The following is a 20,002-nucleotide window of genomic DNA, read 5'->3' on the forward strand; positions in this document are numbered from 1 at the left end:
TACGCTTTAGATAAGGAAAGTCGGTGTTAAGGTATTTAAAAATTGCAAAATGGCGTGCTAATAAGCAGTTTAAGCAACAGCAAAAAAGCTGGCAACCACACCAAGTTAAACTGCTTAGCCATATAAAAAGCATATGGTTTAACCTTAACACCGCGCAAAAACTTTATCTGCTTGCGTTTATAACCCTAGCCATTTTTAAGTTAACGTGGCTATGTGCCACTATTACTATTATTGCGCTGATCATAGAATTTTGGCCTAAGTTTAATCAACTATGGAATTCACTCGCAGGTAAAGCACTTATTTTGGTATTTTATGCCAGTATTGCTAACTTTGTTTTAGCAAGTGCTAGTGGCATTGTAAATGAAGTCACTCAGGTATCAGCTAATCACTTTAATTACACCCATAACTTTGCCACTTTATTATATTTACCGCCTTGGACACTAGGAATAACCCTGGCAACACTGCTCGGATTACAACTTATTTTGCCTTTTTACATCATAGTGTTATTACTAATCAAGCCATTTGGATCTGATCGCATAAAGTTTATTAGCCAAAGCTACTCACCACTTCTAACTGCATTAACCCGCTTTTTTTTAGCGACAGTAGTGTTTGTAAGTCTGATTGCATTTATTGATGAAAAACCGCCTGAAAAAGTATTAAACGATATAGTAAATAGCTTTGAAAATAGCCAATCGCTCGCAAATAAATCACCCGCTGAGCAAGAGCAAGCCATAGAAAAGTTGAGTGAGCAAATAGAGAAAAAACTCCCCTCTTCAGACAATGACGGCGCTCAGACAAAAACATTTGGTATTCGCTTAGAAGGCGAAGATGAGAACACTCAAACGGTTAGGCAGTTTTTAGATACTAAAGGCTACTTTGAACGTAGTAAGCGCTTAATTGCCATGTTTGCCTATAGTTATGAAGCAGACAGTTATTCACGCTGTAAGAAATCAACAGAGAGTAAGTCAATCGAGCTCAATGATTACGAAATTATTGAAATAACGCCTGATCAAAGCATGCCTTACGGTTATCAATTTATAGTTAGAGCCTGTGAGTCTGCCGGTATTTCTGCTACAAAACATTAAAATATAAAAAATGCCGCTAAATTAGCGGCATTTTTGTATCTGCAAATTAACGCGCTTATGGGCGTGGAATAAACCCAACCGCATCATAAACTGCTTTTAATTTAGTTTCTGCACGCGCGCTGGCTTTTTCAGCATAATGAATAGTGCTATTCGCCCCAACTAATTTGTACTATTTGCATATCTTTATACTTAGATCCCGTAAACAATATTTCATTGCTTTCGTTTACCTCAAAACCAATAGGTCGAAAGTCCACGTGTGTATCTTGTATGGTTTGATCTTGTAAATTTAGCCTAGCGATTCTAGAAATAGAATCTGAATAATAGAAATAGTTTTTGCTAATGCCATATGCAACTGACTTTTTGGCATTTTTAGGTAATTCCCAGCTTTGCCTATCTGAAAGGCGAATTAATTGATTATCATTGGTTACGTATCCGTTACCTTTACTATCTGAAATGAGTTTATTCGCTTTTATTCCTTCTATCACGCGTGTATCGCGGGTGAGTAAATTAAACTCTGCCAATATATTTTTTGAACCAAATCGCTTAATATAAATAATGCTTTCGTTATTTTTTGACCAAATATAGCTTATTATTTTATGCTTATTAAATTCTTCTAACGGATAAAATTTTTGAGCGTTTACGTCATAAAGTGAATAGCTTTTATTTTTTATGAACATTATGCGCTGCTTATTGGGAGAAGCTCTGAGCATTCCTAATGCAAAAATCGAAGGGGTATCATCGTAATTAAAAAAGCTAAGTTGCTTTGTAAAACCATTTTGAGAGAGCCATAATTGACTGCTGCCAGAACGCTCAGATACGAAAACATGCGCAGGCCCTTCTTTATTAACTATTTCAATAATGTTGTAGTCGTCTTTATCACTTTTATAGAGTGTTTCATACTTAGGTGTATCGCCAAAAGGGTCTGTTGCTTTAATTAGCGAGTATGATTGGGTTTTATTCTCTGAATAAAAAAGACTATTGGCAGAGTGAACCGCTATATAATAAGGATTTATCTTTGGGGTTACTGTTAGCGTATGTTTAACAATGTTTTTTTCATCAAACATAATGGTTGAAAGCTCAGAGCCTTCAAGTACAATCACGCCTTTATCGTCAGCAAGCCAATCAAATGCAAAGCTAATCGTGCTTTTTTCTGCTTTAAATAACCGCTTGGTTTCATGGGTCTCAAAGTTATAACTAAATACAGAAAAAGGCTTACCCTTTTGACTAAGTATATATGCTATTTTATTACCAGAATGAGATAAACGCGGCATGATTACGCCATACATTACCCCTGGTGGTGGGATCACTATGAATTCTTTTTTAAGTTCTAAATCAAACTTATATAAACCTGAACCTTCATGCTCATTTTTATATTCGGTGTAATAAATATGTTCACCACTTTCGTCTACTTGCGCATAACCTGTATATCTAAGGTCACACTTTTTAATAGAGGTAGCCTCCCCTATAACAGGAAACTGGCTTAAATCAACAAGTACCATTTCGCACTTTTGCTGCTTTAAATTGGTAGCTTGTAATAGCACTGAGTGCTGGTTTAACTGCCATGATAAAATAGACACCTGAAAGCCTGGATAGGTAATTTCAATCTCTCGCTGATCTGAAAGACGCTTAACAAATGCATGCATTACGTCATTTTCAGGTTCTATATTAGTGTAAGCTAAAAACTGTTTATCAGAAGATACCTCGGGGTGAACCTCGCTGCCAATATTCCACGTGCTTGCTACCTTATTAACCGTGATCTGTTTAATCTTTTCGCTAGAAGGTGCATTAATAAAAAACAACCCTAACCATACTAAAAAGCATATAAAAATAATGACGACTAAAGAATAGATCAAAAACTTTTTACTATTCGTTCTTTGAACCGGTTGAGAAGTAGTTGCAGTCACTACCTCTTCATTTTTGGCAAAAACATCCGGTGAGTCAGGCAAAAAGTTTGCAGGCTCTTCAAAAACGCTTGCTTGCGTTAAGCGCTCTGGTATGACGGTTAGACTGTACCCTTTACGGTAATGCGTTTTCAAAAGCGGCGCTTTTTCAATGGGGTGAGCAAGCTGCTTTCTTAACTCTGAAATAGCACGATTAATGGCATTGTCGTCTACAAAGCTTTGCTGCCACACACTCTCTATTAGCGCTTGACGGGAAACGATTTGTTGAGGCTTATCTATAAAATACAGTAATAGCTTTACTAAAAGTGGGTCTAATTCCCTTTCCATGTTGTTTGAAGTAATCACACATCGATTACTAATAAATTGCCAAGGTCCGATTTGATAATTCATAGTGTTTACGTATTTTTATTTTTCACTAACCCTATCACAGGTACACTTTTTAATATAGTTAGGTGAATTAGAAACCTTATTTCTGCAGATAAGGTTTAAGGCTAACACTTTAATTTAAAACGATAAAAACAATAAAAATTCTTATAAATAAATCACTCACAACTAGATAAGCGACTCTCGGTAAATTCAGCGATATTCTTTAAAACGTCATCAACAAGCAGCTTACTGAACACGACTTTTAAATGTTAATTAAGCTGACTTTTAAACATAAAAAAGGTTTCATTATGAATAACGCAACTAAAAAAGTATTACCCGTAATTATATTAGCAACAGTATTTAGTACAGCCTCTGCAGTCGCTACAGAAAGCAAAAGCAACACGCTATTAGCTAATTCAGGGCAATGTGCAGCCGGTGAAATAGTCATCAATAGCAATCAAATAATTTATGCTACAAACACCGATTCACTCATTAAGCATGAAGTAAACACTGAAACATTATTTACTAGTATAGAGAATCAAATAACGGCCGACTTTGAATCTTCTATAAACAAGATGAACGCAAAAATTGATAGCAACCTTTCGAAAATAACGTCATCACTAACAACTTATATAAGCACTATTTTAACCAATCAATAATAAATAAAATTTCATTAAGGAAGTGTTATGAAGGCATTTACTAAAAAAGTATTTTCAGCAACTGTATTATTGAGCAGCTGCTTATTAGCAACGACTGTGCAAGCACAAAGCTCAGTGTGGCAGGTAAGCAAAGGAAATGACTCATTATTTATTGGCGGCACAGTACACATTTTACCGAAATCAGAAATGCCTCTACCAGTGGAGTTTAACCACGCCTATAAACAAGCAGATACTATTGTATTAGAAGCACCAATACCTGATCCTAGCGATGCACAAGCACAAATGAAAATGTTGAGCGCACTATCCTATAAAAATAATGAAACATTGAGCCAAAAGCTAACTCCAGAGGTAAAGCTCGCATTAGAAAACAAGCTGGCTGAATTTGGTGCAAATCTGAATAAATTAGATAACTTTCGCCCAGCAATGGTTAGTATTGTGCTGATGTCGATGGAGTTGCAAAAACAAAATTTAATGGGTGAAGGCGTTGACGCTTACTTTACTAAAAAAGCGACATTAGATAATAAAGAACAACAATACTTAGAGACGATGGCATTTCAGTTAGAGTTATTTAAGACTATGGGTGAACATAACGAAAATGACTTTATCAAAAATAATTTAGCTGGGTTTGATAATTACGGTGTGATGTTTAAAAAATTACTCTCAGCTTGGCGTGAGGGTGATACACAATCGCTCTATACAGTAGCACTTGAACCGATGCAAAAAAATGATCCTGCAACTTATAAACAATTAATGACCGATAGAAACAATAACTGGCTAGTTAAAGTAGAACAAATGTTTAAAAACGATAAAAGTGAATTTGTACTTGTGGGCGCAGGACACCTCGCCGGAGAAGATAGCTTACTGACATTACTTGAGAGTAAAGGCTACCAAGTATCTTTAGTTGATATTAACAATACAACTTCCAAAACAACTGCTGAGGCCGATTGATGGATAAAACAGACAAGCAAGCAATGTCACTTCTATTTATATTTGGCTTTTTAATGTTAATCAGCGTGATATAAAAAATGCCGCTAAATTAGCGGCATTTTTGTATCTGCAAATTAACGCGCTTATGGGCGTGGAATAAACCCAACCGCATCATAAACTGCTTTTAATGTAGTTTCTGCACGCGCGCTGGCTTTTTCAGCCCCTGTTCTCATGATGTCATTAAGAAGTGTTTGATCTTCACGAATTTCTTTAAAACGTGTTTGAATTGGCTCAATCATGCTGACAACAGCTGCTGCGGTGTCTTTTTTCAAATGGCCATACATTTTGTCTTCGTATTCAGGGACTAACTCTTCAATTGAGCGCTTAGTTGCCACACTTAGTAGCGTAAGTAAATTAGATACACCTGGCTTTTCTTTGCGATCAAAGTAAATACGCGCTTGCTCGTCAGAATCGGTAACTGCTTTTTTAAGCTTTTTCTCAATCTTTTTCGGCTCGTCTAACATCATAATAAAGCCATTTGGATTTTCATCTGACTTAGACATTTTCTTCAGTGGATCTTGCAGGCTCATGACTCGCGCACCAAATTCTGGAATATACGGTTCTGGCAGCGTAAAAATATCGCCGTAAACATTATTAAAGCGAGTTGCAATATCACGCGTTAGTTCAAGGTGCTGTTTTTGATCTTCACCTACAGGTACTTTGTCTGCTTGGTACAGTAAAATATCAGCCGCTTGCAAAGCCGGATAAGCAAATAACCCCACATTAATATTATTAGCATGCGTTGCCGACTTATCTTTAAACTGGGTCATGCGATTAAGCTCACCCATTTGCGCATAACAGTTTAATACCCAGCCAAGTTGCGCATGCTCAGGTACCTGAGATTGTACAAATAACGCCGCTTTTTCTGGGTTAATACCGCATGCCGTATATAACGCAACGCCATCGAGTACACGAGCACGCAATAATTCAGGGTCTTGGCGTACGGTAATTGCATGCAAGTCTGCAAGCATAAAGTAGCTATCATATTCTTCCTGTAGCTTAACCCACTGGTTAATAGCGCCAACATAGTTGCCTATTGTCATACCACCGGTTGGCTGCATGCCACTTAATACTACTGGTTTACTCATGATTTTCCTTTATTTTTACTTAATTAAAAATGCTTAACGCTGTGTTAGTGTCGGTATTATAGCTAAGAAGTTATCGCATAGGTACTGCGGATTATAATCCGCTAACTGCTCTCCCTGGTGATACCCATAAGTAAGCGCTATCACGTCAATGTTAGCGGCTTGCGCTGCGAGTATGTCACTCTTTGAATCACCAATCATAATCGCTTTATCAGGCGTTATATTTAATGCATCGCAAGCAAATAATAGCGGCTCAGGTGACGGTTTTTTTGCCATGTCGTCACCGCAAACAATCACTTCAAAATGACTGCGAATAGCGAGCTTATCTAAAAGCATTTCAGTAAAGCGGCGTGCTTTATTAGTAATAAGTGCTTTAGGCATACCACTGAGAGCAGCAAGACCAGTTTCAACATGCTGATATAACACACTGTATTCACCGACCTGCTCACTGTAATGTTGATAAAACAGATTGATAGCTCGTTCGCTTAAAGCCTCATCGAGATGCTCACTAATTTGCATATCGCCGCAAAGGGCTCGTTTAACTAACACCTCAATGCCGTTACCTACCCAACTTTCAACTAATCGCTGACTGACAATTGGAAACGCTAAATCGCTAAGTGTTAAATTTAAAGCCATATACAAGTCGTACACGCTATCAACTAGGGTGCCGTCTAAGTCAAAAAACGCTGCATCATATTTCATTATTCAACACTTTCTAATTGCTGACGCATCTCATCAATCACCGTTTTATAATCAGCCTGATTAAAAATAGCTGAGCCTGCAACAAACATATCGGCACCCGCTTCAGCCGCCGCTGCTATGTTATCTACTTTAATACCGCCATCTACTTCTAAACGAATATCACGTCCAGATTCAACAATGCGTTGTTTTGCCTCTCGCAGTTTCTCGAGTGTTTGTGGAATAAAACTTTGCCCACCAAACCCAGGATTTACTGACATTAATAAGATCACATCTACTTTACCCATTACGTGATTGAGGTAACTTAAACTCGTTGCAGGGTTGAACACTAAGCCTGCTTGGCAACCTTCATCTTTTATCAATTGCAAAGTACGGTCAATATGCTCGCTCGCCTCTGGGTGAAAGGTAATAATTGATGCACCCGCCTTGGCAAATTGTGGGATTAAACTATCTACCGGTTTTACCATTAAATGCACATCAATCGGGGCTTTAATCCCGTAGTCGCGAAGTGCTTTACATACCATTGGGCCAATCGTTAAGTTAGGTACATAATGGTTATCCATTACATCAAAATGAACGACATCAGCACCTGCGGCTAACACTTTGTCGACATCTTCGCCTAATCGTGCAAAGTCTGCAGATAATATTGAGGGCGCTATTAAGTATTTTTGTTCACAGTTGAGCATCGCTAATCCGTTAATGAATAATTTATGCCGTTAATGTAACTTAATTAGCGAAGTTACCCAAGTAGCACCTTTAAAAATAGCGCCAAATAAGTAATGTTAAAGCCTTATTGTGGCTATTCATGAAAAAGAATAACCTGCTGAGGATGTAGGCTTTATAATTAAAAAAAGAATCAGTTTTTAAGCGGGGGCCACTCAGTATTTAAAACACAATACAAATAAACAATAACAAAAATAAAGTGTATTATTTAAGCAGTTTTTGTTATGCTGGGCAAAGAACTAAATTATTAGGTTTATATTATGCGTGCTTTTAAAATTGGATTATTAATCACGTCGGTAAGTGTTGTTATTGGAGCAACATCGCTTTGCTCAAATACTGAGCAAGATTTAAGCTCTGCCAACATTTGTCTTCATAAAGAGCAAACCAACGCTATTAATAATAGCGCAACCCGTTGCATTCAAATTGAAGAGGATTCGTCTTGGGCCTCTTGGTTAACAGGTGATAGCCGTAGCGCTCAGTTTCATTACTTAGACTTGCTAGAATTGTTAACGGGTACTGATGACAAACACAAGCCCTCTTCAATCAAGCCATTATTTTAATTAAATGCAGCACTTTTTTAGCGCGTTACAAAGCGTACTGGCTGCATTTTTTGGTGTTCAATCTGAAGATAAGCGCAAAACAGACTTTAAGTACCACTCTCCAATTACGCTGATAGCTATTGCCGTAGTACTGTTTGTATTGTTTGTATTGGCTATTTATGCAACCGTGACTTCGGTGCTAAATACATAGCCATTAGCTCATCCACTTTATTTCGTGAACCGCCCTTTGGACTAATCGTACGTTTAACCTGAATTTTATCCAGTGATGCTTGACTGTAAATTTTGCGTGTCCACACGGTATCGTGGTTTGAAATAAGGACTGGCGTGTTATTCTCAAATGCCGCTTGCTCAGCCAAGTTAGCTAAATTAGCCTGATCATCTAAATTAAATCCGCCTTTAGCGTAAGAGGTAAACGATGCGGTTTTACTTAATGGCACATAGGGCGGATCGCAGTATATCACCGCATTTTTAGGGACCAGTTTAAATACATCATCGTAGCCTAAGCAGGTAAATGTTGCTTTTTGTGCTTTGTTGGCAAAAAAGTACATTTCTTTTTCAGGAAAATAGGGCTTTTTATATTTACCAAAAGGCACATTAAAAATGCCCTTTAAGTTATATCGACATAATCCGTTATAACCATGGCGGTTCATATATAAAAATAAAATAGCTCGCTCATACACATCGCTGCTTTGGTTAAACTGCACACGATAATCGTAATACGCATCTGGATGGTTATTTAAATCAACAAATAGTTTTTTTGCATCGCTAATAAACTCATCCGGCGAACGTTTAAGCTCTTTATATAAATTGATTAAATCAGCATTTATATCGTTAAGTACGTAGTGTTTAAAATTACTATTTAAAAACACTGAGCCCGCACCAACAAAAGGTTCAACCAAGGTATCTGCATGTTTACTTGCTTGATTTAGTCGCGCGTTAATATCTTCAACGAGGCTGTATTTTCCGCCAGCCCATTTAAGGAAGGCTCTACTCTTTTGCTGCATTGGCTCTTTACTTCAATTCGGTGTTGCGCGATTTTACACTAAAGTCACTGAGTTTACTGATCAACTCGTGCAATTTCTTGTTTTATTTTGCTAATTTTTTTATAGAAAGGTTTATTTTTTCTTACTCCAGCGGGGAGTGCTTGCAGTGCTTGTTTTGCCTCATTTAAGTTAGCAAAACTGCCTGTTGTTACCACCCACCATATTTTACCATTTCGCTTAGTTTGATATGTATAGGTAATACTTTCTAGCTTATGTTCAGCAATAAACTCATTGCCTACCTGCTGCTGAGTTACGGCTAATAGCTGAATAACAAAATTATCTTCAGGTTGTTCTAGGTACCAGTTACTGGGTATTTTTACTATTTGGCTTTGCTGCTTTACCACCTCAGGTACGCTAATGGCTTCTTCAACCGGCGGCGGTGCTGGCTTTTCTTGTTCAGTTAAAGTCGATGGCTCAGTTAAACTTCCTACAATTGCTGGCACGTCATTGTGGGCACTCTCATCTGTAGTTGGCTCTTTAGTTATAGGCTGTGGCGAAGTAAACAGGGTTGATGATTTAACCGGTTGTTGTTTATTTTGAATAGCTTGCTCGGTTGTAATAGCGGTTGTGAGGACTTGCTCATCGCTTTGACTATTAGCATTTTTCCACCATTGGGTCATATCAGCTTTGTATACAACGCCAATAATCAATAACATAATTATGAGTAATAGTGTGAGCAACTGTAAGCGCCAAGATACTTTGTCTTTTACGATAATATCAGCAACTTGTTCGCTAGGCTGCCAGGCTAATAAAAGACTTGGGTTACCTTGGGCTTCAACTAAAAAGGTTTTAAATACAGGGTCTTCATCATAAGGTAGCGCCGTGAAGTACCATCCCATTAGCTGCTTACTTTCAACCAAGTTTAATGGCTCTAAATGAATATTAACTGCCTCTTTAAACGGCAATTTAGATTGCGATGCAATCATAATGTAAAGCACATTGGGCGCACTTTTTGATAACAGCTCGAGCTCTGCAATTAGTTCTTCAGATAGGTGCCTGCCGCCATCGATAACCCATAAACACGCGCCGCATTGTTGTTGCTTCGCTAATTGATAATAGTTTTGTGATAAGCTCAGGTTGTGATCAATTAAAGGGGCATTAAAGCTTTGCTCTAATAATTGAGTCATCAATTGCACATCAGTCATTTGAGCGCCAACTTGCACAAACGCTTTATTAAAATCGTTATATTTATCAGTGATGAAGGTTTCAAGCAAATAGCTTTTACCTAAACCAGAAGTGCCCAACAAAACAATTAGGTTTTGACCATATTCAAATTGCAATGCGATTCTATCCACCAAAGCCGCACGGCTCGGTAAAATTTGTGACTGCATTTATTGCTCGATCAATGCTCTGACTTGATCATCAGACACATCATCAACTAATGCACATTGACCAAATTCGGTGGGTAAAATGAATCGGATAGTCCCTTTTTTATTCTTTTTATCTTTTCGCATATGCAGTAAAAAGTGCTCACTGGTCATATCGCTAGGTATCTCGATTGGTAAGCTATATTGCGCTATTAATGTAGCAATACGCTCTACATCTTCTCGTGTTAAATCTTGGCGAGTATAAGCAAGCTTTGCAGCAAGCACCATACCTGTCGCGACCGCTTCTCCATGTAACCAAACACCGTAACCCATTTGTGCTTCAATAGCATGCGCAAACGTGTGCCCTAAATTTAACAACGCACGAAGGCCCTGCTCTTTTTCATCTTGTGCAACAATAAGCGCTTTAATTTCACAGCATCTGAAGATGATGTGCTGTAAACACGTCTCGTCTAATTGTTGTAATTTAGCGATGTTATGCTCTAGATAAGCAAACAGTTCAGTATCGTAAATCAGGCCATACTTAATAACTTCAGCCATGCCTGCAGCAAACTCGCGTGTTGGTAAGGTATGCAACGAACGCGTGTCAATAAATACAGCTTGGGGTTGATAAAAAGCCCCAATCATATTTTTACCTAGCGGGTGATTAACCGCTGTTTTGCCGCCAACTGAAGAATCAACTTGAGATAATAAAGTGGTTGGTATTTGGATAAAAGGGACGCCACGCTGATAACAAGCAGCAACAAATCCAGTTAAATCACCTACAACGCCACCACCTAATGCAATTAAGCAGGTGTCACGGCCGCAATTATTCTCAAGTAGGAATGCCGAAATTTTTTCAAACCAAGTGAGTGATTTATATTGCTCACCATCTGGAATAATAAAATGCAGTGGGTTTAGCTGTGCTAATGAATCAAGCAACTGTTGAAGGTACAGCGGTGCAATCGTTTCATTAGTAATGATGATAGGCCGACAATCACCAATGTGATGGATTAGACGGCCTGTATCTTGAAGTGCAGATTGGCCAATATAAATAGGATAACTTCGCTCGTCTAAATTAACAGTTAATTCAAGCATGCTGGGTTAGTCCTTTTTAATACTGGCTTTTAAAAATCCAATTTCTCGATGATTTGGTTAGCAACAACTTTCGCGCTCTGCTCATCAGTGCGTACAACAAAATCAGCTACTTCTTTATATAATGGTTCACGCTCTTCTGCTAAGCGCTCAAGTACATCACGAGGTGCTTCTTCTGTTTGCAGTAATGGGCGACGCTTGTCGCGTTGCGTACGTGCAACTTGCTTTTCAATCGGTGTCTCTAAGTATACAACAATACCGCGAGCCGAAAGCTTGTTTCGAACTTCTTTACTCATTACTGAGCCACCACCGGTTGCAAGTACAATACCTTGCATTTCGGTTAAGTCACCAATAACAGATTCTTCACGAAGTCTAAAGCCTTCTTCACCTTCAAGATCGAATACCCAGGCAATATCTGCGCCCGTGCGACGTTCGATTTCTTGATCAGAATCAACAAATTCAAGGTGTAATTGGTCAGCGATGTGACGACCAATCGTGCTTTTGCCAGCCCCCATGGGGCCAACTAGAAATATATTACGTTTCTCAGCCATATCTTTTAGTACAAACGAACTCTAAAATTTGAAATAAAACCCCGCCTAACGACCTGGCCCCAAAATTAAGAAAGGGATTATCTCAGTAATCGGTCGGGTATTTCAAGTCAATTAGGATAAAAAGCCATATAACGAGCAATTAAACTAAATAATTACCCACTGGTTAACAAAAAAGCACCTTATTATAGGCAAGTTTATCTTCTAGGGTTAAAATTTATGCAATTAAGGTTACTACATTGTTGCTTCATGAAAGCTTTTGCATGGTAACTTTACAAGAGCCTGAATTACAAACAACATAAACGCAGCCTTAAATACATCCGCAGTACAGTACATAATCAAAATTATATACTGTCTCATTGTACATTTATAGGGAGTGTTCACACCACGATAACTAAATTACATACCCATACTATCTAGGCTGGTATTCAACCTAGATAGCTTAAATATTTAGTCTATTTGGATTTTAGGTGTGACAAAAATCAGCAGTTCGCGCTTTTCATTGAACTCGCTTGTGCTTTTAAATAGTCTTCCTACGTAAGGAAGGTCGCCCAATAAAGGTACTTTTTTGGTCGAATTAATAATTTGCTGTTGGAAAATACCACCCAACACTACCGTTTGTCCATTCTCAACGAGTACTTGAGTCTCAATTTGTTGCGTATCGATGGCAACCGCTGGGCCTGTACCTGTTTGAACCGTATCCCCTCGGGTATCTTGAGTAATGATTAAATTTAAAATAACTTTGTTATCGGGTGTGATATGAGGTGTCACCTCTAGGCTTAGTACCGCCTTTTTAAAACTTACGGTTGTTGCACCACTTGAAGCTGACTCCACATAAGGGATCTCAGTACCTTGTTCAATACGCGCTTTTTGCTGATTAGCAGCAGTAATGCGTGGGCTTGCAATGATTTCACCTTTGTTTTCTTCTTCAAGGGCGGTTAATTCTAAATCAATTAATGTTCCGTTAGCCAATTTAGCAATGTGCATACCTATACTCGCCGATGGATTCGCCACTGGTAAATTAACGTTAAGTCGATCAGAAAGACTAGGAATATTACCATTAGAAATCGTTTCAGCTCCTTCTAATGTGCCAGAAACACCGTCTGAGCCTTGCTGATCACTAAACCCCCAACGAACCCCCAAGTCTTCAGTTACGTTGTCACGTACGGTTACCATACGCGCTTCAATAACCACTTGTTTAACCGGTATATCTAAGGTCTCGACCATACGACGAACACTTTCAATACTTTTTGCAGTGTCTTTCATTAATAACGTATTAGTACGTTGATCAACAGACACGCTCCCTCTGGCTGTAATAATACTATTGGTATCTGTTTTTAATAAGTCGGCAAAATCTTCTGCTTTTGCATAATTTAAGCGGATGTATTCACTGTAAAGTGGCTCTAAATCCTCAACTTGCTGTTTAGCTTTTAACTCTTTTGCTTCACGGGCAGCCAGCTCTTCAGATGGTGCAACCATTAAAATAGAACCGTCCATGCGTTTGTCTAAGCCTTTTATTCTAAGCACGACATCTAACGCCTGATCCCACGGAACCCCATCAAGGCGAAGAGTAATATTGCCTGTCACTGAGTCGCTTGTTACCAAGTTAAAATCATTATAACCGGCAATAATCTGTAACACAGCACGAACAGAGATATCTTGAAAATTAAGCGTCATAGGGCGACCCAAGTACTCTTTACCACCATCTAAGTAGGCATTTTGCGTTTCATCTTTCTCAACCGTTAAGGTAAAAATATTCTCAATTTGCTGATAGGTATAGGCAAATGCAGTGTTTGGTTCAATCACTAAACGTGTAAGGTTATCTTCTTTAAACGTTTCAATACTGCTCACCACAGTGCCAAAATCAAGTACATCTAATTCATACAATAAATCATCTAAAATATCGGTATGATGAAACTCGGCAATGATTTTTCCACCGCTTTCATGAACCTCTACAGCTGCCTGAGTATCTTGTAGATAAACAAGTACTTTCGCTTCACCTTTTTCTCCACGTCGAAAGTCAATTGCTTGAATACCGTTAATATAATTAGACGTGTAAGCAGGCTTATCTTCGCTGGTTGTTAAAATTTGCTCTGTGAGTGGGTTATCAGAAATTCTAATAGAAACTAAATTATTGTTTACTTCAGTCTCATAAATTTTTAATCGGTCCAAGTTAATGGTCACTTTTAAACCCGCACTGGTCATCATACTCGTGATGTTACTGATACCAGCTTGGTTGATAGCGATATTCGTCAACCCTTCATCTAATTCTACCCCATCAAATAGTAGCTCTATTCTTGCAGGGCTATTAAAAACTTGTACTGCTGGTTGCTGCTGCAACTCTTCATCAAAAACTAGCTGTAATTCGGTTTCACCTTTAAGCAATGGATTATATCGAACGTCATAGAGTAAAGGGGCTGCACTTACGGCTTTTGTCATTAGTAGTAAAAAAACAAACAATAAAGCAGATAAAATACGATGATGCGAACACTCACCTTTGTGCATATAGGGTATACCTTTTTTCTTATTAATTTGCGCCATTGGTTGCCGCCTCTAACATTTCTAATTTGGTCAAACGTTCTTTCCAACAACCTGACCCATCAGGGATTAATTCTACTAATTCAATATAGTCACTATTAACACTGCTTACTTTTCCGTCATAGGTGCCTAAATAGCTTCCTATTGTTACTCGGTGCAAGGTGTCATCAGCAGCTGTAATGAGCGCCCATGTTTTGCCGTTCGATCCTATTGTGCCCCTCATTGCTAAATTATCTAATGGGTACTTCTCCAGTGGCTGACGAACACGCTCTGGATCTGGGTGAAGACAGTTTTTAACTTGTGTTAGCTTGTTTTGAATAATTTCTGGTTCTGGCGCTACAAAAGGGCTACGTAAGTCTTTGGCGTTATACTCAAAGTGCTCAAACTTAACTAGCTCAGGTATTTTTTCAATACGTGCCGTGGTATTTGCCTTAACCTGATCAATAAATTCTTTTTGCTCCGATGTATCCTCGTTACAGCCACTGAGCAAAAACATCGCAGTGGTTAAAAAGAGAAGCTGCTTCATCATCTCACCCCCTCTTCATAACGGTAAGTTTTTGCTACTACACTGAATGTTAGCTGCTTTTCGCCAGATGATAAAATAGAAAAGTCATGTAAACTGACAATTCTTGGTAGTTGAGCCACTTTCCCTACAAATTCGCCAAACTCATGATAAGTACCTACCACTTCAATTTTAATTGGCAACTCGGTATAAAACTCTTTTTCAACTTCTGGCAACCAACCAATTTTTAAAAATGTTAACCCGCTGGTTGTACCCACATAAGAAAGGTCGTCCAATAATCCTGGCGTCTCATTTGAAGTAGGTAGGCGTTTTAATAATTGAGAGAATTTATCTTCCATCTCAACCATTTGCTCACGATAAATATCAAGCTTACTGGCAACTGCATATTTAGTTCGGTAGGTTGTGCGTAACTCAATTTCCTTAGCAACGGCATTGTGGTAGCTGTCTATTTCATCCGACACTAATAAGCTGTAGCTAAAAAACAACACCAAACAAGCTACAAAAGTTCCGCATATTGCTTTTACAATAACGGGCCACTCACCGATGTTATCGAGCTCGATTTCATTCCAATCGATTTCTGTAAACGATTTAAAATCAAGGTTCATTACGTACCTCACCTATTTTGCCAAATGGTTTTACGTAAAACTCCATATTAAAATCGCTGAGTAAACGTGAAGATTGATCGCCGGCAACAATACCTTGCATAGTCGGGCGCTCTAATAAGTAAGAGCTTTGTACCTGTCTGAGCATAGTAGATAAACGATTATTAGACTCACTTTTGCCTAACACATGAATTTGATTACCTTTGCGCTCCAGCTTGGTTAAATAAACCCCTGCAGGCACTATTTTTGCCACTTCATCCATTATTTGGGTGCCTAAATTACGGCTACTTTGTAACTCTTCAATTAAACGCATACGTTGTTGTAAGTTTTCTTTTTTCTTGTCTAGATCACGTATGTCGCGAATTTTATTGTCGAGCGTTGTAATTTCTGAACTAAGATAATTATTTTTTAACGTTTGCCCTTCTTTTAGAGCACCATAAAACACACTCAGCATATACATACCAGCAAAACAGACGATAACCACAGCCATAAGAAGTGTTATAAATTTCTTTTTAGACTGCTCACGCTGTAGCTCACGCCAAGGTAATAAATTTATATGTGGCATGATGAAAAGCTCCTCAACGCCAGGCCAGTCGCAATTGCAAATTGAGTGCGGTGGCGCTGTATTATATTACGATCAACTCTAGGGGATATTTCCATCTTATCAAATGGTTCAACAACAACTGTGTGTATTCCTAATTCTTCAATCAGCAATCTATCAATGCCTTTAATCATCGCTGAGCCGCCCGTCAATACAATATAGTCCAATTGTTCTTTACCTGTGGTGGTTAAAAACATTTGAACAGCACGACGAACCTGCTGGAGTAACGATGTTTGAAAAGGAGCTAACACTTCAAATGTATAGTTTGGAGGTAAATCACCGGTTGTTTTGCCAATTTCAGCTTCATCAAAGCCTTTGTTGTAGTAAGCAACGATACTATTTGTGTATTGGTCGCCACCAAATACTTGGTCACGGGTATAAATTGTCTCACCAGATTGCACTACACTCACCAAGGTGAGTACAGCACCAATATCAACCACTGCAACCGTTTTGTCATATGCATCTGATGGTAACTGTTGGTAGTAAACATCCATAGCGCGACTTAGCGCATAGCTTTCAACGTCCACTACTTTTGCGGTTAAATTCGCAGCACTTAACGCACCGACTCTGGCTTCAACGCTTTCGGTTCTAGCGGCAGAGAGCAGTACATTTATTTTGCTCGGGTCAGCACTATTTGTAGAGAGCTTTTCAAAATCAAGACTCACTTCATCTAGTGGGTAAGGAATTAAGCTGTCGGCTTCAATTTCAATCTGCGACTCTAATTCAGCGTCGCTTAAGGAAACATCCATGAAAATAACTTTGGTAATCACGGTTTGCCCAGAGACGGCAACAGACGCGAATTTTAGCGACTTTGGTAGCTTTCGTTTTAACTTGATTATCACATTACCAATTGCTTCAATATCTTGAATATTACGCTCGCTCATAGCGCCTTTTGGCATAGGTTCAATTGCAAGTGCTTCTAGTCGAAGCCCAGTTTCTGTTTCACTTAAAAGTACGGCCTTGATAGAGTGCGATCCAATATCAATACCTACCATCATTGGTGATGGTTTTTTTATTAGTTGACTTAGCATGTTTGCAACTTTGCCTTTGTTTTAATAATAAACAAGTTATAATTTATATCTTAAAAAATATTATTCAATTTTTAATCAATATATACTAGCAGTCTCAACCTGTAATTGGGAGTCCGTTTAGGGAAATATCAGTGATTTTATTAAAAAGAACTTTACAATTTTTGATCATTTGTGCATTACTTGCACTAATTACATTGCTCAGCCTTTATTACTACGTTAAATCCGATATTCCCAGCGTGCAAGTTTTAAAAAACGTGCAATTACAAACGCCTATGCAAGTATTTACTAAAGATGGGCTTTTAATCAACCAATTTGGTGAAAAAAGACGGATCCCTGTAACTATAGACCAAATTCCCCAGCCTTTATTGCAGGCTTTTTTGGCAACTGAAGATAACCGCTTTTACGATCATATCGGTATTGATCCAATTGGTATTGTGCGCTCAGCGCTAGTACTTATTTCTACTGGTGAGAAAAAGCAAGGTGCCAGTACTATTACCATGCAATTAGCTCGTAACTTCTTTTTAACACGAGAAAAAGCCTACATTCGTAAAGTAAAAGAAATATTTATTGCCATTCATATCGAAAATCTCCTCTCAAAAGATGAAATATTTGAGCTTTACCTGAATAAAATAGAATTAGGAAATCGTGCCTTTGGTATTGGTGCTGCGGCTCAAGTTTATTATGGTAAAGAACTAAAAGAGTTAACTCTTGCGCAAATGGCAATGATTGCTGGTTTACCCAAAGCTCCTTCGGCACTTAATCCTATTCGTAATCCAGAACGTGCTAAAGCAAGAAGAAATGTGGTGTTAGGAAGAATGCTTGAAGAGAAGTATATTTCAAGAGCGCAGTATAACGAAGCCACTAACCAACCAATTACCGCGTATTTTCATGGAGCTGAAATTGACTTATATGCGCCGTACATTTCAGAAATGGTACGAGCAGAAATGGTGTCACGCTACGGTATAGATAAAGCCTATAACTCAGGGTTTAAAGTGTACACCTCTGTTGAATCAGATGTTCAAAAAGCAGCACAAACAGCTCTAGTTAATAACCTACATGCCTACGATATGCGCCATGGTTTTAGAGGCCCTGAAGCCATATTGTGGGATCCGCAAACAGAGCCGCCATTAACGCAGTCGAAATTATTAAACACTTTAAAAGCCGTTAATGAATTTGGCCCTTTAAAAACGGCTGCGGTGTTAAGCGTGAGCGATAAAAGCGCTGAAGTTATACTTAAAAGCGGCGAGCGCACAACCCTTACTTGGGATAACCTAAAATGGGCACGTAAGTTTATTACACGCTATCGCCAAAGCTTTGCGCCTGAAACAGCAAGCGATATATTAACCCCAGGCATGCAAATATGGCTGCGCAAAAATGACGATAATAGCTATATTTTAAGTCAAATACCTGAAGCGGCGAGCGCCATTGTTTCTTTAGACCCACAAGACGGGCGCATAAAAGCCATTGTTGGTGGATATAGTTTTGAACAAAGCCAATATAACCGAGCTGTACAAGCTAAACGCCAAGTAGGCTCAAATATTAAGCCGTTTATATATTCAGCTGCGCTTGAAAAAGGCTACACACTAGCGTCAATTTTAAATGATGCTCCTATAAATCAATGGGATAAGAGCCAAGGCGTTGCATGGCGACCAAAAAACAGCCCAGCTATTTATAATGGCCCAATTCGCATTCGTCGTGCTTTAGCCCAATCTAAGAATGTAATTTCCGTACGCTTATTAAGGGGCGTTGGACTGCAAAGAACAGCCGATCATTTATTAAAATTTGGTTTTGACGATAAAGATATAAATCGTAGTGAGTCACTGGCATTAGGCAGTGCATCCATTACGCCGCTTGAATTAGCTCGTGGGATGAGTGCTTTTGCTAATGGCGGTCACCTAATTGAGCCGTACTTTATTTCACAAATCCAAGATGCAATGGGTAATACGTTATTTAAAACCAATCCCACCATTATTTGTGATGATGAAACGACAACTCCTAGCTCGCTAATGCTAGGTGAGCAAGTAGCACCAAATTGTGCGCCGCAGATCATCTCTAAACAAAATGCATTTTTAATTGCCAGCGCAATGAATAGTGCTATTTGGGGTGGCGGTAGCTGGTCACATAAAACCGGTTGGAGTGGAACAGGCTGGCGTGCACAAGCGCTAAAACGTCGCGATCTTTCTGGTAAAACAGGCACGACTAATGATTCTGTAGATACTTGGTTTAGTGGCTTTAACCGCGATGTGATGACATCAGTTTGGGTTGGCTTTGATAACCCAGGTAATACACTGGGACGCTCAACCTACAATAACAACTTAGGAAGTGGTCAAATATCAGGTGCTGAGTCAGGCGCAAAAACAGCTCAGCCTGCATGGGTTGATTTTATGCGCGCCGCACTGGATGGTAAACCTGCTGCGCCCATCGAACCACCTGAAGGCTTAGTTTCTATTCGTATTGATTTAGAAACCGGATTATTAAGTCATAAAAACGATTACACCAGCCGTTTTGAATACTTTGAAAAAGGCACCGCTCCTACCAAGTATGTGTTATCACAACCAAATGATATATTTGAAGAAAACACTAAAACTGAAGAAGAGCTATTTTAAATATAGTGAACAGTGAAAAGGCCGCAAATTAGCGGCCTTTTTGATG

General features: G+C 38.7%; 19 protein-coding genes. 6 read left to right on the plus strand and 13 right to left on the minus strand.

Annotated features, from left to right (window positions below; genetic code table 11):
* Positions 1-23: 23 nt before the first annotated feature.
* On the plus strand, positions 24-1,085 hold the full coding sequence (locus ND6B_RS01465) for a hypothetical protein (RefSeq protein ID WP_033104295.1): 1,062 nt from the start codon (positions 24-26) through the stop codon (positions 1,083-1,085).
* A gap of 146 nt (positions 1,086-1,231) precedes the next feature.
* On the opposite strand, the gene ND6B_RS01460 is transcribed toward ND6B_RS01465, so the two are convergent.
* On the minus strand, positions 1,232-3,376 hold the full coding sequence (locus ND6B_RS01460; RefSeq protein ID WP_033104296.1) for a winged helix-turn-helix domain-containing protein: 2,145 nt from the start codon (positions 3,374-3,376) through the stop codon (positions 1,232-1,234).
* Between the two features lie 284 nt (positions 3,377-3,660).
* Between ND6B_RS01460 and ND6B_RS01455 the strand changes: the two genes are divergently transcribed.
* Entirely contained in the window at positions 3,661-4,011 is a 351-nt protein-coding gene (locus tag ND6B_RS01455; protein ID WP_013463912.1) for a hypothetical protein, read from the plus strand.
* 27 nt (positions 4,012-4,038) lie between these two features.
* A complete protein-coding gene (locus ND6B_RS01450) occupies positions 4,039-4,959 on the plus strand; it encodes a TraB/GumN family protein (protein WP_033104297.1) in 921 nt (306 codons plus the stop codon).
* Positions 4,960-5,081: 122 nt separating this feature from the next.
* On the opposite strand, the gene trpS is transcribed toward ND6B_RS01450, so the two are convergent.
* The 3 genes from trpS to rpe are packed head-to-tail and all read right to left on the minus strand — an operon-like array spanning position 5,082 to position 7,468.
* A complete protein-coding gene (trpS, locus tag ND6B_RS01445; RefSeq protein WP_008115060.1) occupies positions 5,082-6,086 on the minus strand; it encodes a tryptophan--tRNA ligase in 1,005 nt (334 codons plus the stop codon).
* A gap of 33 nt (positions 6,087-6,119) precedes the next feature.
* Positions 6,120-6,785 (minus strand): phosphoglycolate phosphatase, encoded by a 666-nt coding sequence (locus ND6B_RS01440; RefSeq protein ID WP_008115059.1) that lies wholly within the window; start codon positions 6,783-6,785, stop codon positions 6,120-6,122.
* Positions 6,785-7,468, minus strand: coding sequence for a ribulose-phosphate 3-epimerase (gene rpe / locus ND6B_RS01435; protein ID WP_033104298.1), 684 nt, complete (start codon positions 7,466-7,468; stop codon positions 6,785-6,787). Before rpe ends, ND6B_RS01440 begins: the two co-directional genes overlap by 1 nt.
* A gap of 297 nt (positions 7,469-7,765) precedes the next feature.
* On the opposite strand from rpe, the gene ND6B_RS01430 reads away from it, so the two are divergent.
* Together ND6B_RS01430 and ND6B_RS0119490 are read left to right on the plus strand one after the other, a co-directional pair.
* Positions 7,766-8,065: a hypothetical protein gene (locus ND6B_RS01430; RefSeq protein WP_033104299.1), complete on the plus strand. Its 300-nt coding sequence runs from the start codon at positions 7,766-7,768 to the stop codon at positions 8,063-8,065.
* A 4-nt stretch (positions 8,066-8,069) separates the two neighbouring features.
* Complete coding sequence (locus tag ND6B_RS0119490; RefSeq protein WP_008115053.1) at positions 8,070-8,255, plus strand: DUF2970 domain-containing protein; 186 nt, start codon at positions 8,070-8,072, stop codon at positions 8,253-8,255.
* On the opposite strand, the gene ND6B_RS01425 is transcribed toward ND6B_RS0119490, so the two are convergent.
* From ND6B_RS01425 to ND6B_RS01385, 9 genes are all read right to left on the minus strand, one after another.
* Positions 8,218-9,069 carry a Dam family site-specific DNA-(adenine-N6)-methyltransferase gene (locus ND6B_RS01425; protein WP_008115051.1) on the minus strand — a complete coding sequence of 284 codons (852 nt, stop codon included), beginning with the start codon at positions 9,067-9,069 and terminating at the stop codon, positions 8,218-8,220. The genes ND6B_RS0119490 and ND6B_RS01425 overlap by 38 nt on opposite strands.
* Positions 9,070-9,122: 53 nt before the next feature.
* Complete coding sequence (locus ND6B_RS01420; RefSeq protein WP_033104300.1) at positions 9,123-10,439, minus strand: SPOR domain-containing protein; 1,317 nt, start codon at positions 10,437-10,439, stop codon at positions 9,123-9,125.
* The gene (aroB, locus tag ND6B_RS01415) at positions 10,440-11,510 is read right to left on the minus strand and encodes a 3-dehydroquinate synthase (RefSeq protein WP_033104301.1); all 1,071 of its coding nucleotides are present in this window, start codon (positions 11,508-11,510) and stop codon (positions 10,440-10,442) included. It lies immediately after the preceding gene.
* A gap of 29 nt (positions 11,511-11,539) precedes the next feature.
* A complete protein-coding gene (gene aroK, locus ND6B_RS01410; RefSeq protein ID WP_008466255.1) occupies positions 11,540-12,058 on the minus strand; it encodes a shikimate kinase AroK in 519 nt (172 codons plus the stop codon).
* A 447-nt stretch (positions 12,059-12,505) separates the two neighbouring features.
* The gene (locus tag ND6B_RS01405; protein ID WP_013463907.1) at positions 12,506-14,596 is read right to left on the minus strand and encodes a type IV pilus secretin PilQ; all 2,091 of its coding nucleotides are present in this window, start codon (positions 14,594-14,596) and stop codon (positions 12,506-12,508) included.
* Entirely contained in the window at positions 14,583-15,119 is a 537-nt protein-coding gene (locus tag ND6B_RS01400; protein WP_008115036.1) for a pilus assembly protein PilP, read from the minus strand. The genes ND6B_RS01405 and ND6B_RS01400 overlap by 14 nt, the downstream gene beginning before the upstream one ends.
* On the minus strand, positions 15,119-15,721 hold the full coding sequence (locus ND6B_RS01395) for a type 4a pilus biogenesis protein PilO (RefSeq protein WP_008115035.1): 603 nt from the start codon (positions 15,719-15,721) through the stop codon (positions 15,119-15,121). Before ND6B_RS01395 ends, ND6B_RS01400 begins: the two co-directional genes overlap by 1 nt.
* On the minus strand, positions 15,711-16,283 hold the full coding sequence (locus ND6B_RS01390; protein WP_008115031.1) for a PilN domain-containing protein: 573 nt from the start codon (positions 16,281-16,283) through the stop codon (positions 15,711-15,713). The genes ND6B_RS01395 and ND6B_RS01390 overlap by 11 nt, the downstream gene beginning before the upstream one ends.
* The gene (locus tag ND6B_RS01385) at positions 16,271-17,350 is read right to left on the minus strand and encodes a pilus assembly protein PilM (protein ID WP_013463905.1); all 1,080 of its coding nucleotides are present in this window, start codon (positions 17,348-17,350) and stop codon (positions 16,271-16,273) included. The genes ND6B_RS01390 and ND6B_RS01385 overlap by 13 nt, the downstream gene beginning before the upstream one ends.
* Positions 17,351-17,481: 131 nt before the next feature.
* Here ND6B_RS01385 and ND6B_RS01380 point away from each other — a divergent pair, with 131 nt between their 5' ends.
* Positions 17,482-19,956: a penicillin-binding protein 1A gene (locus tag ND6B_RS01380; protein ID WP_008115027.1), complete on the plus strand. Its 2,475-nt coding sequence runs from the start codon at positions 17,482-17,484 to the stop codon at positions 19,954-19,956.
* Positions 19,957-20,002 lie beyond the last annotated feature (46 nt).

The organism is Pseudoalteromonas sp. ND6B (assembly GCF_000764215.1).
In the GTDB taxonomy this organism is placed as follows: Bacteria; Pseudomonadota; Gammaproteobacteria; order Enterobacterales; family Alteromonadaceae; genus Pseudoalteromonas; species Pseudoalteromonas tetraodonis.

What these genes read in the sequence shown, in the direction of transcription:
- ND6B_RS01460 (WP_033104296.1), bottom strand. Translation starts at nt 3,376, where the DNA reads ATGAATTATCAAATCGGACCTTGGCAATTTATTAGTAATCGATGTGTG.
- ND6B_RS01455 (WP_013463912.1), top strand. Translation starts at nt 3,661, where the DNA reads ATGAATAACGCAACTAAAAAAGTATTACCCGTAATTATATTAGCAACA.
- ND6B_RS01450 (WP_033104297.1), top strand. Translation starts at nt 4,039, where the DNA reads ATGAAGGCATTTACTAAAAAAGTATTTTCAGCAACTGTATTATTGAGC.
- trpS (WP_008115060.1), bottom strand. Translation starts at nt 6,086, where the DNA reads ATGAGTAAACCAGTAGTATTAAGTGGCATGCAGCCAACCGGTGGTATG.
- ND6B_RS01440 (WP_008115059.1), bottom strand. Translation starts at nt 6,785, where the DNA reads ATGAAATATGATGCAGCGTTTTTTGACTTAGACGGCACCCTAGTTGAT.
- rpe (WP_033104298.1), bottom strand. Translation starts at nt 7,468, where the DNA reads ATGCTCAACTGTGAACAAAAATACTTAATAGCGCCCTCAATATTATCT.
- ND6B_RS01430 (WP_033104299.1), top strand. Translation starts at nt 7,766, where the DNA reads ATGCGTGCTTTTAAAATTGGATTATTAATCACGTCGGTAAGTGTTGTT.
- ND6B_RS0119490 (WP_008115053.1), top strand. Translation starts at nt 8,070, where the DNA reads ATGCAGCACTTTTTTAGCGCGTTACAAAGCGTACTGGCTGCATTTTTT.
- ND6B_RS01425 (WP_008115051.1), bottom strand. Translation starts at nt 9,069, where the DNA reads ATGCAGCAAAAGAGTAGAGCCTTCCTTAAATGGGCTGGCGGAAAATAC.
- ND6B_RS01420 (WP_033104300.1), bottom strand. Translation starts at nt 10,439, where the DNA reads ATGCAGTCACAAATTTTACCGAGCCGTGCGGCTTTGGTGGATAGAATC.
- aroB (WP_033104301.1), bottom strand. Translation starts at nt 11,510, where the DNA reads ATGCTTGAATTAACTGTTAATTTAGACGAGCGAAGTTATCCTATTTAT.
- aroK (WP_008466255.1), bottom strand. Translation starts at nt 12,058, where the DNA reads ATGGCTGAGAAACGTAATATATTTCTAGTTGGCCCCATGGGGGCTGGC.
- ND6B_RS01405 (WP_013463907.1), bottom strand. Translation starts at nt 14,596, where the DNA reads ATGGCGCAAATTAATAAGAAAAAAGGTATACCCTATATGCACAAAGGT.
- ND6B_RS01400 (WP_008115036.1), bottom strand. Translation starts at nt 15,119, where the DNA reads ATGAAGCAGCTTCTCTTTTTAACCACTGCGATGTTTTTGCTCAGTGGC.
- ND6B_RS01395 (WP_008115035.1), bottom strand. Translation starts at nt 15,721, where the DNA reads ATGAACCTTGATTTTAAATCGTTTACAGAAATCGATTGGAATGAAATC.
- ND6B_RS01390 (WP_008115031.1), bottom strand. Translation starts at nt 16,283, where the DNA reads ATGCCACATATAAATTTATTACCTTGGCGTGAGCTACAGCGTGAGCAG.
- ND6B_RS01385 (WP_013463905.1), bottom strand. Translation starts at nt 17,350, where the DNA reads ATGCTAAGTCAACTAATAAAAAAACCATCACCAATGATGGTAGGTATT.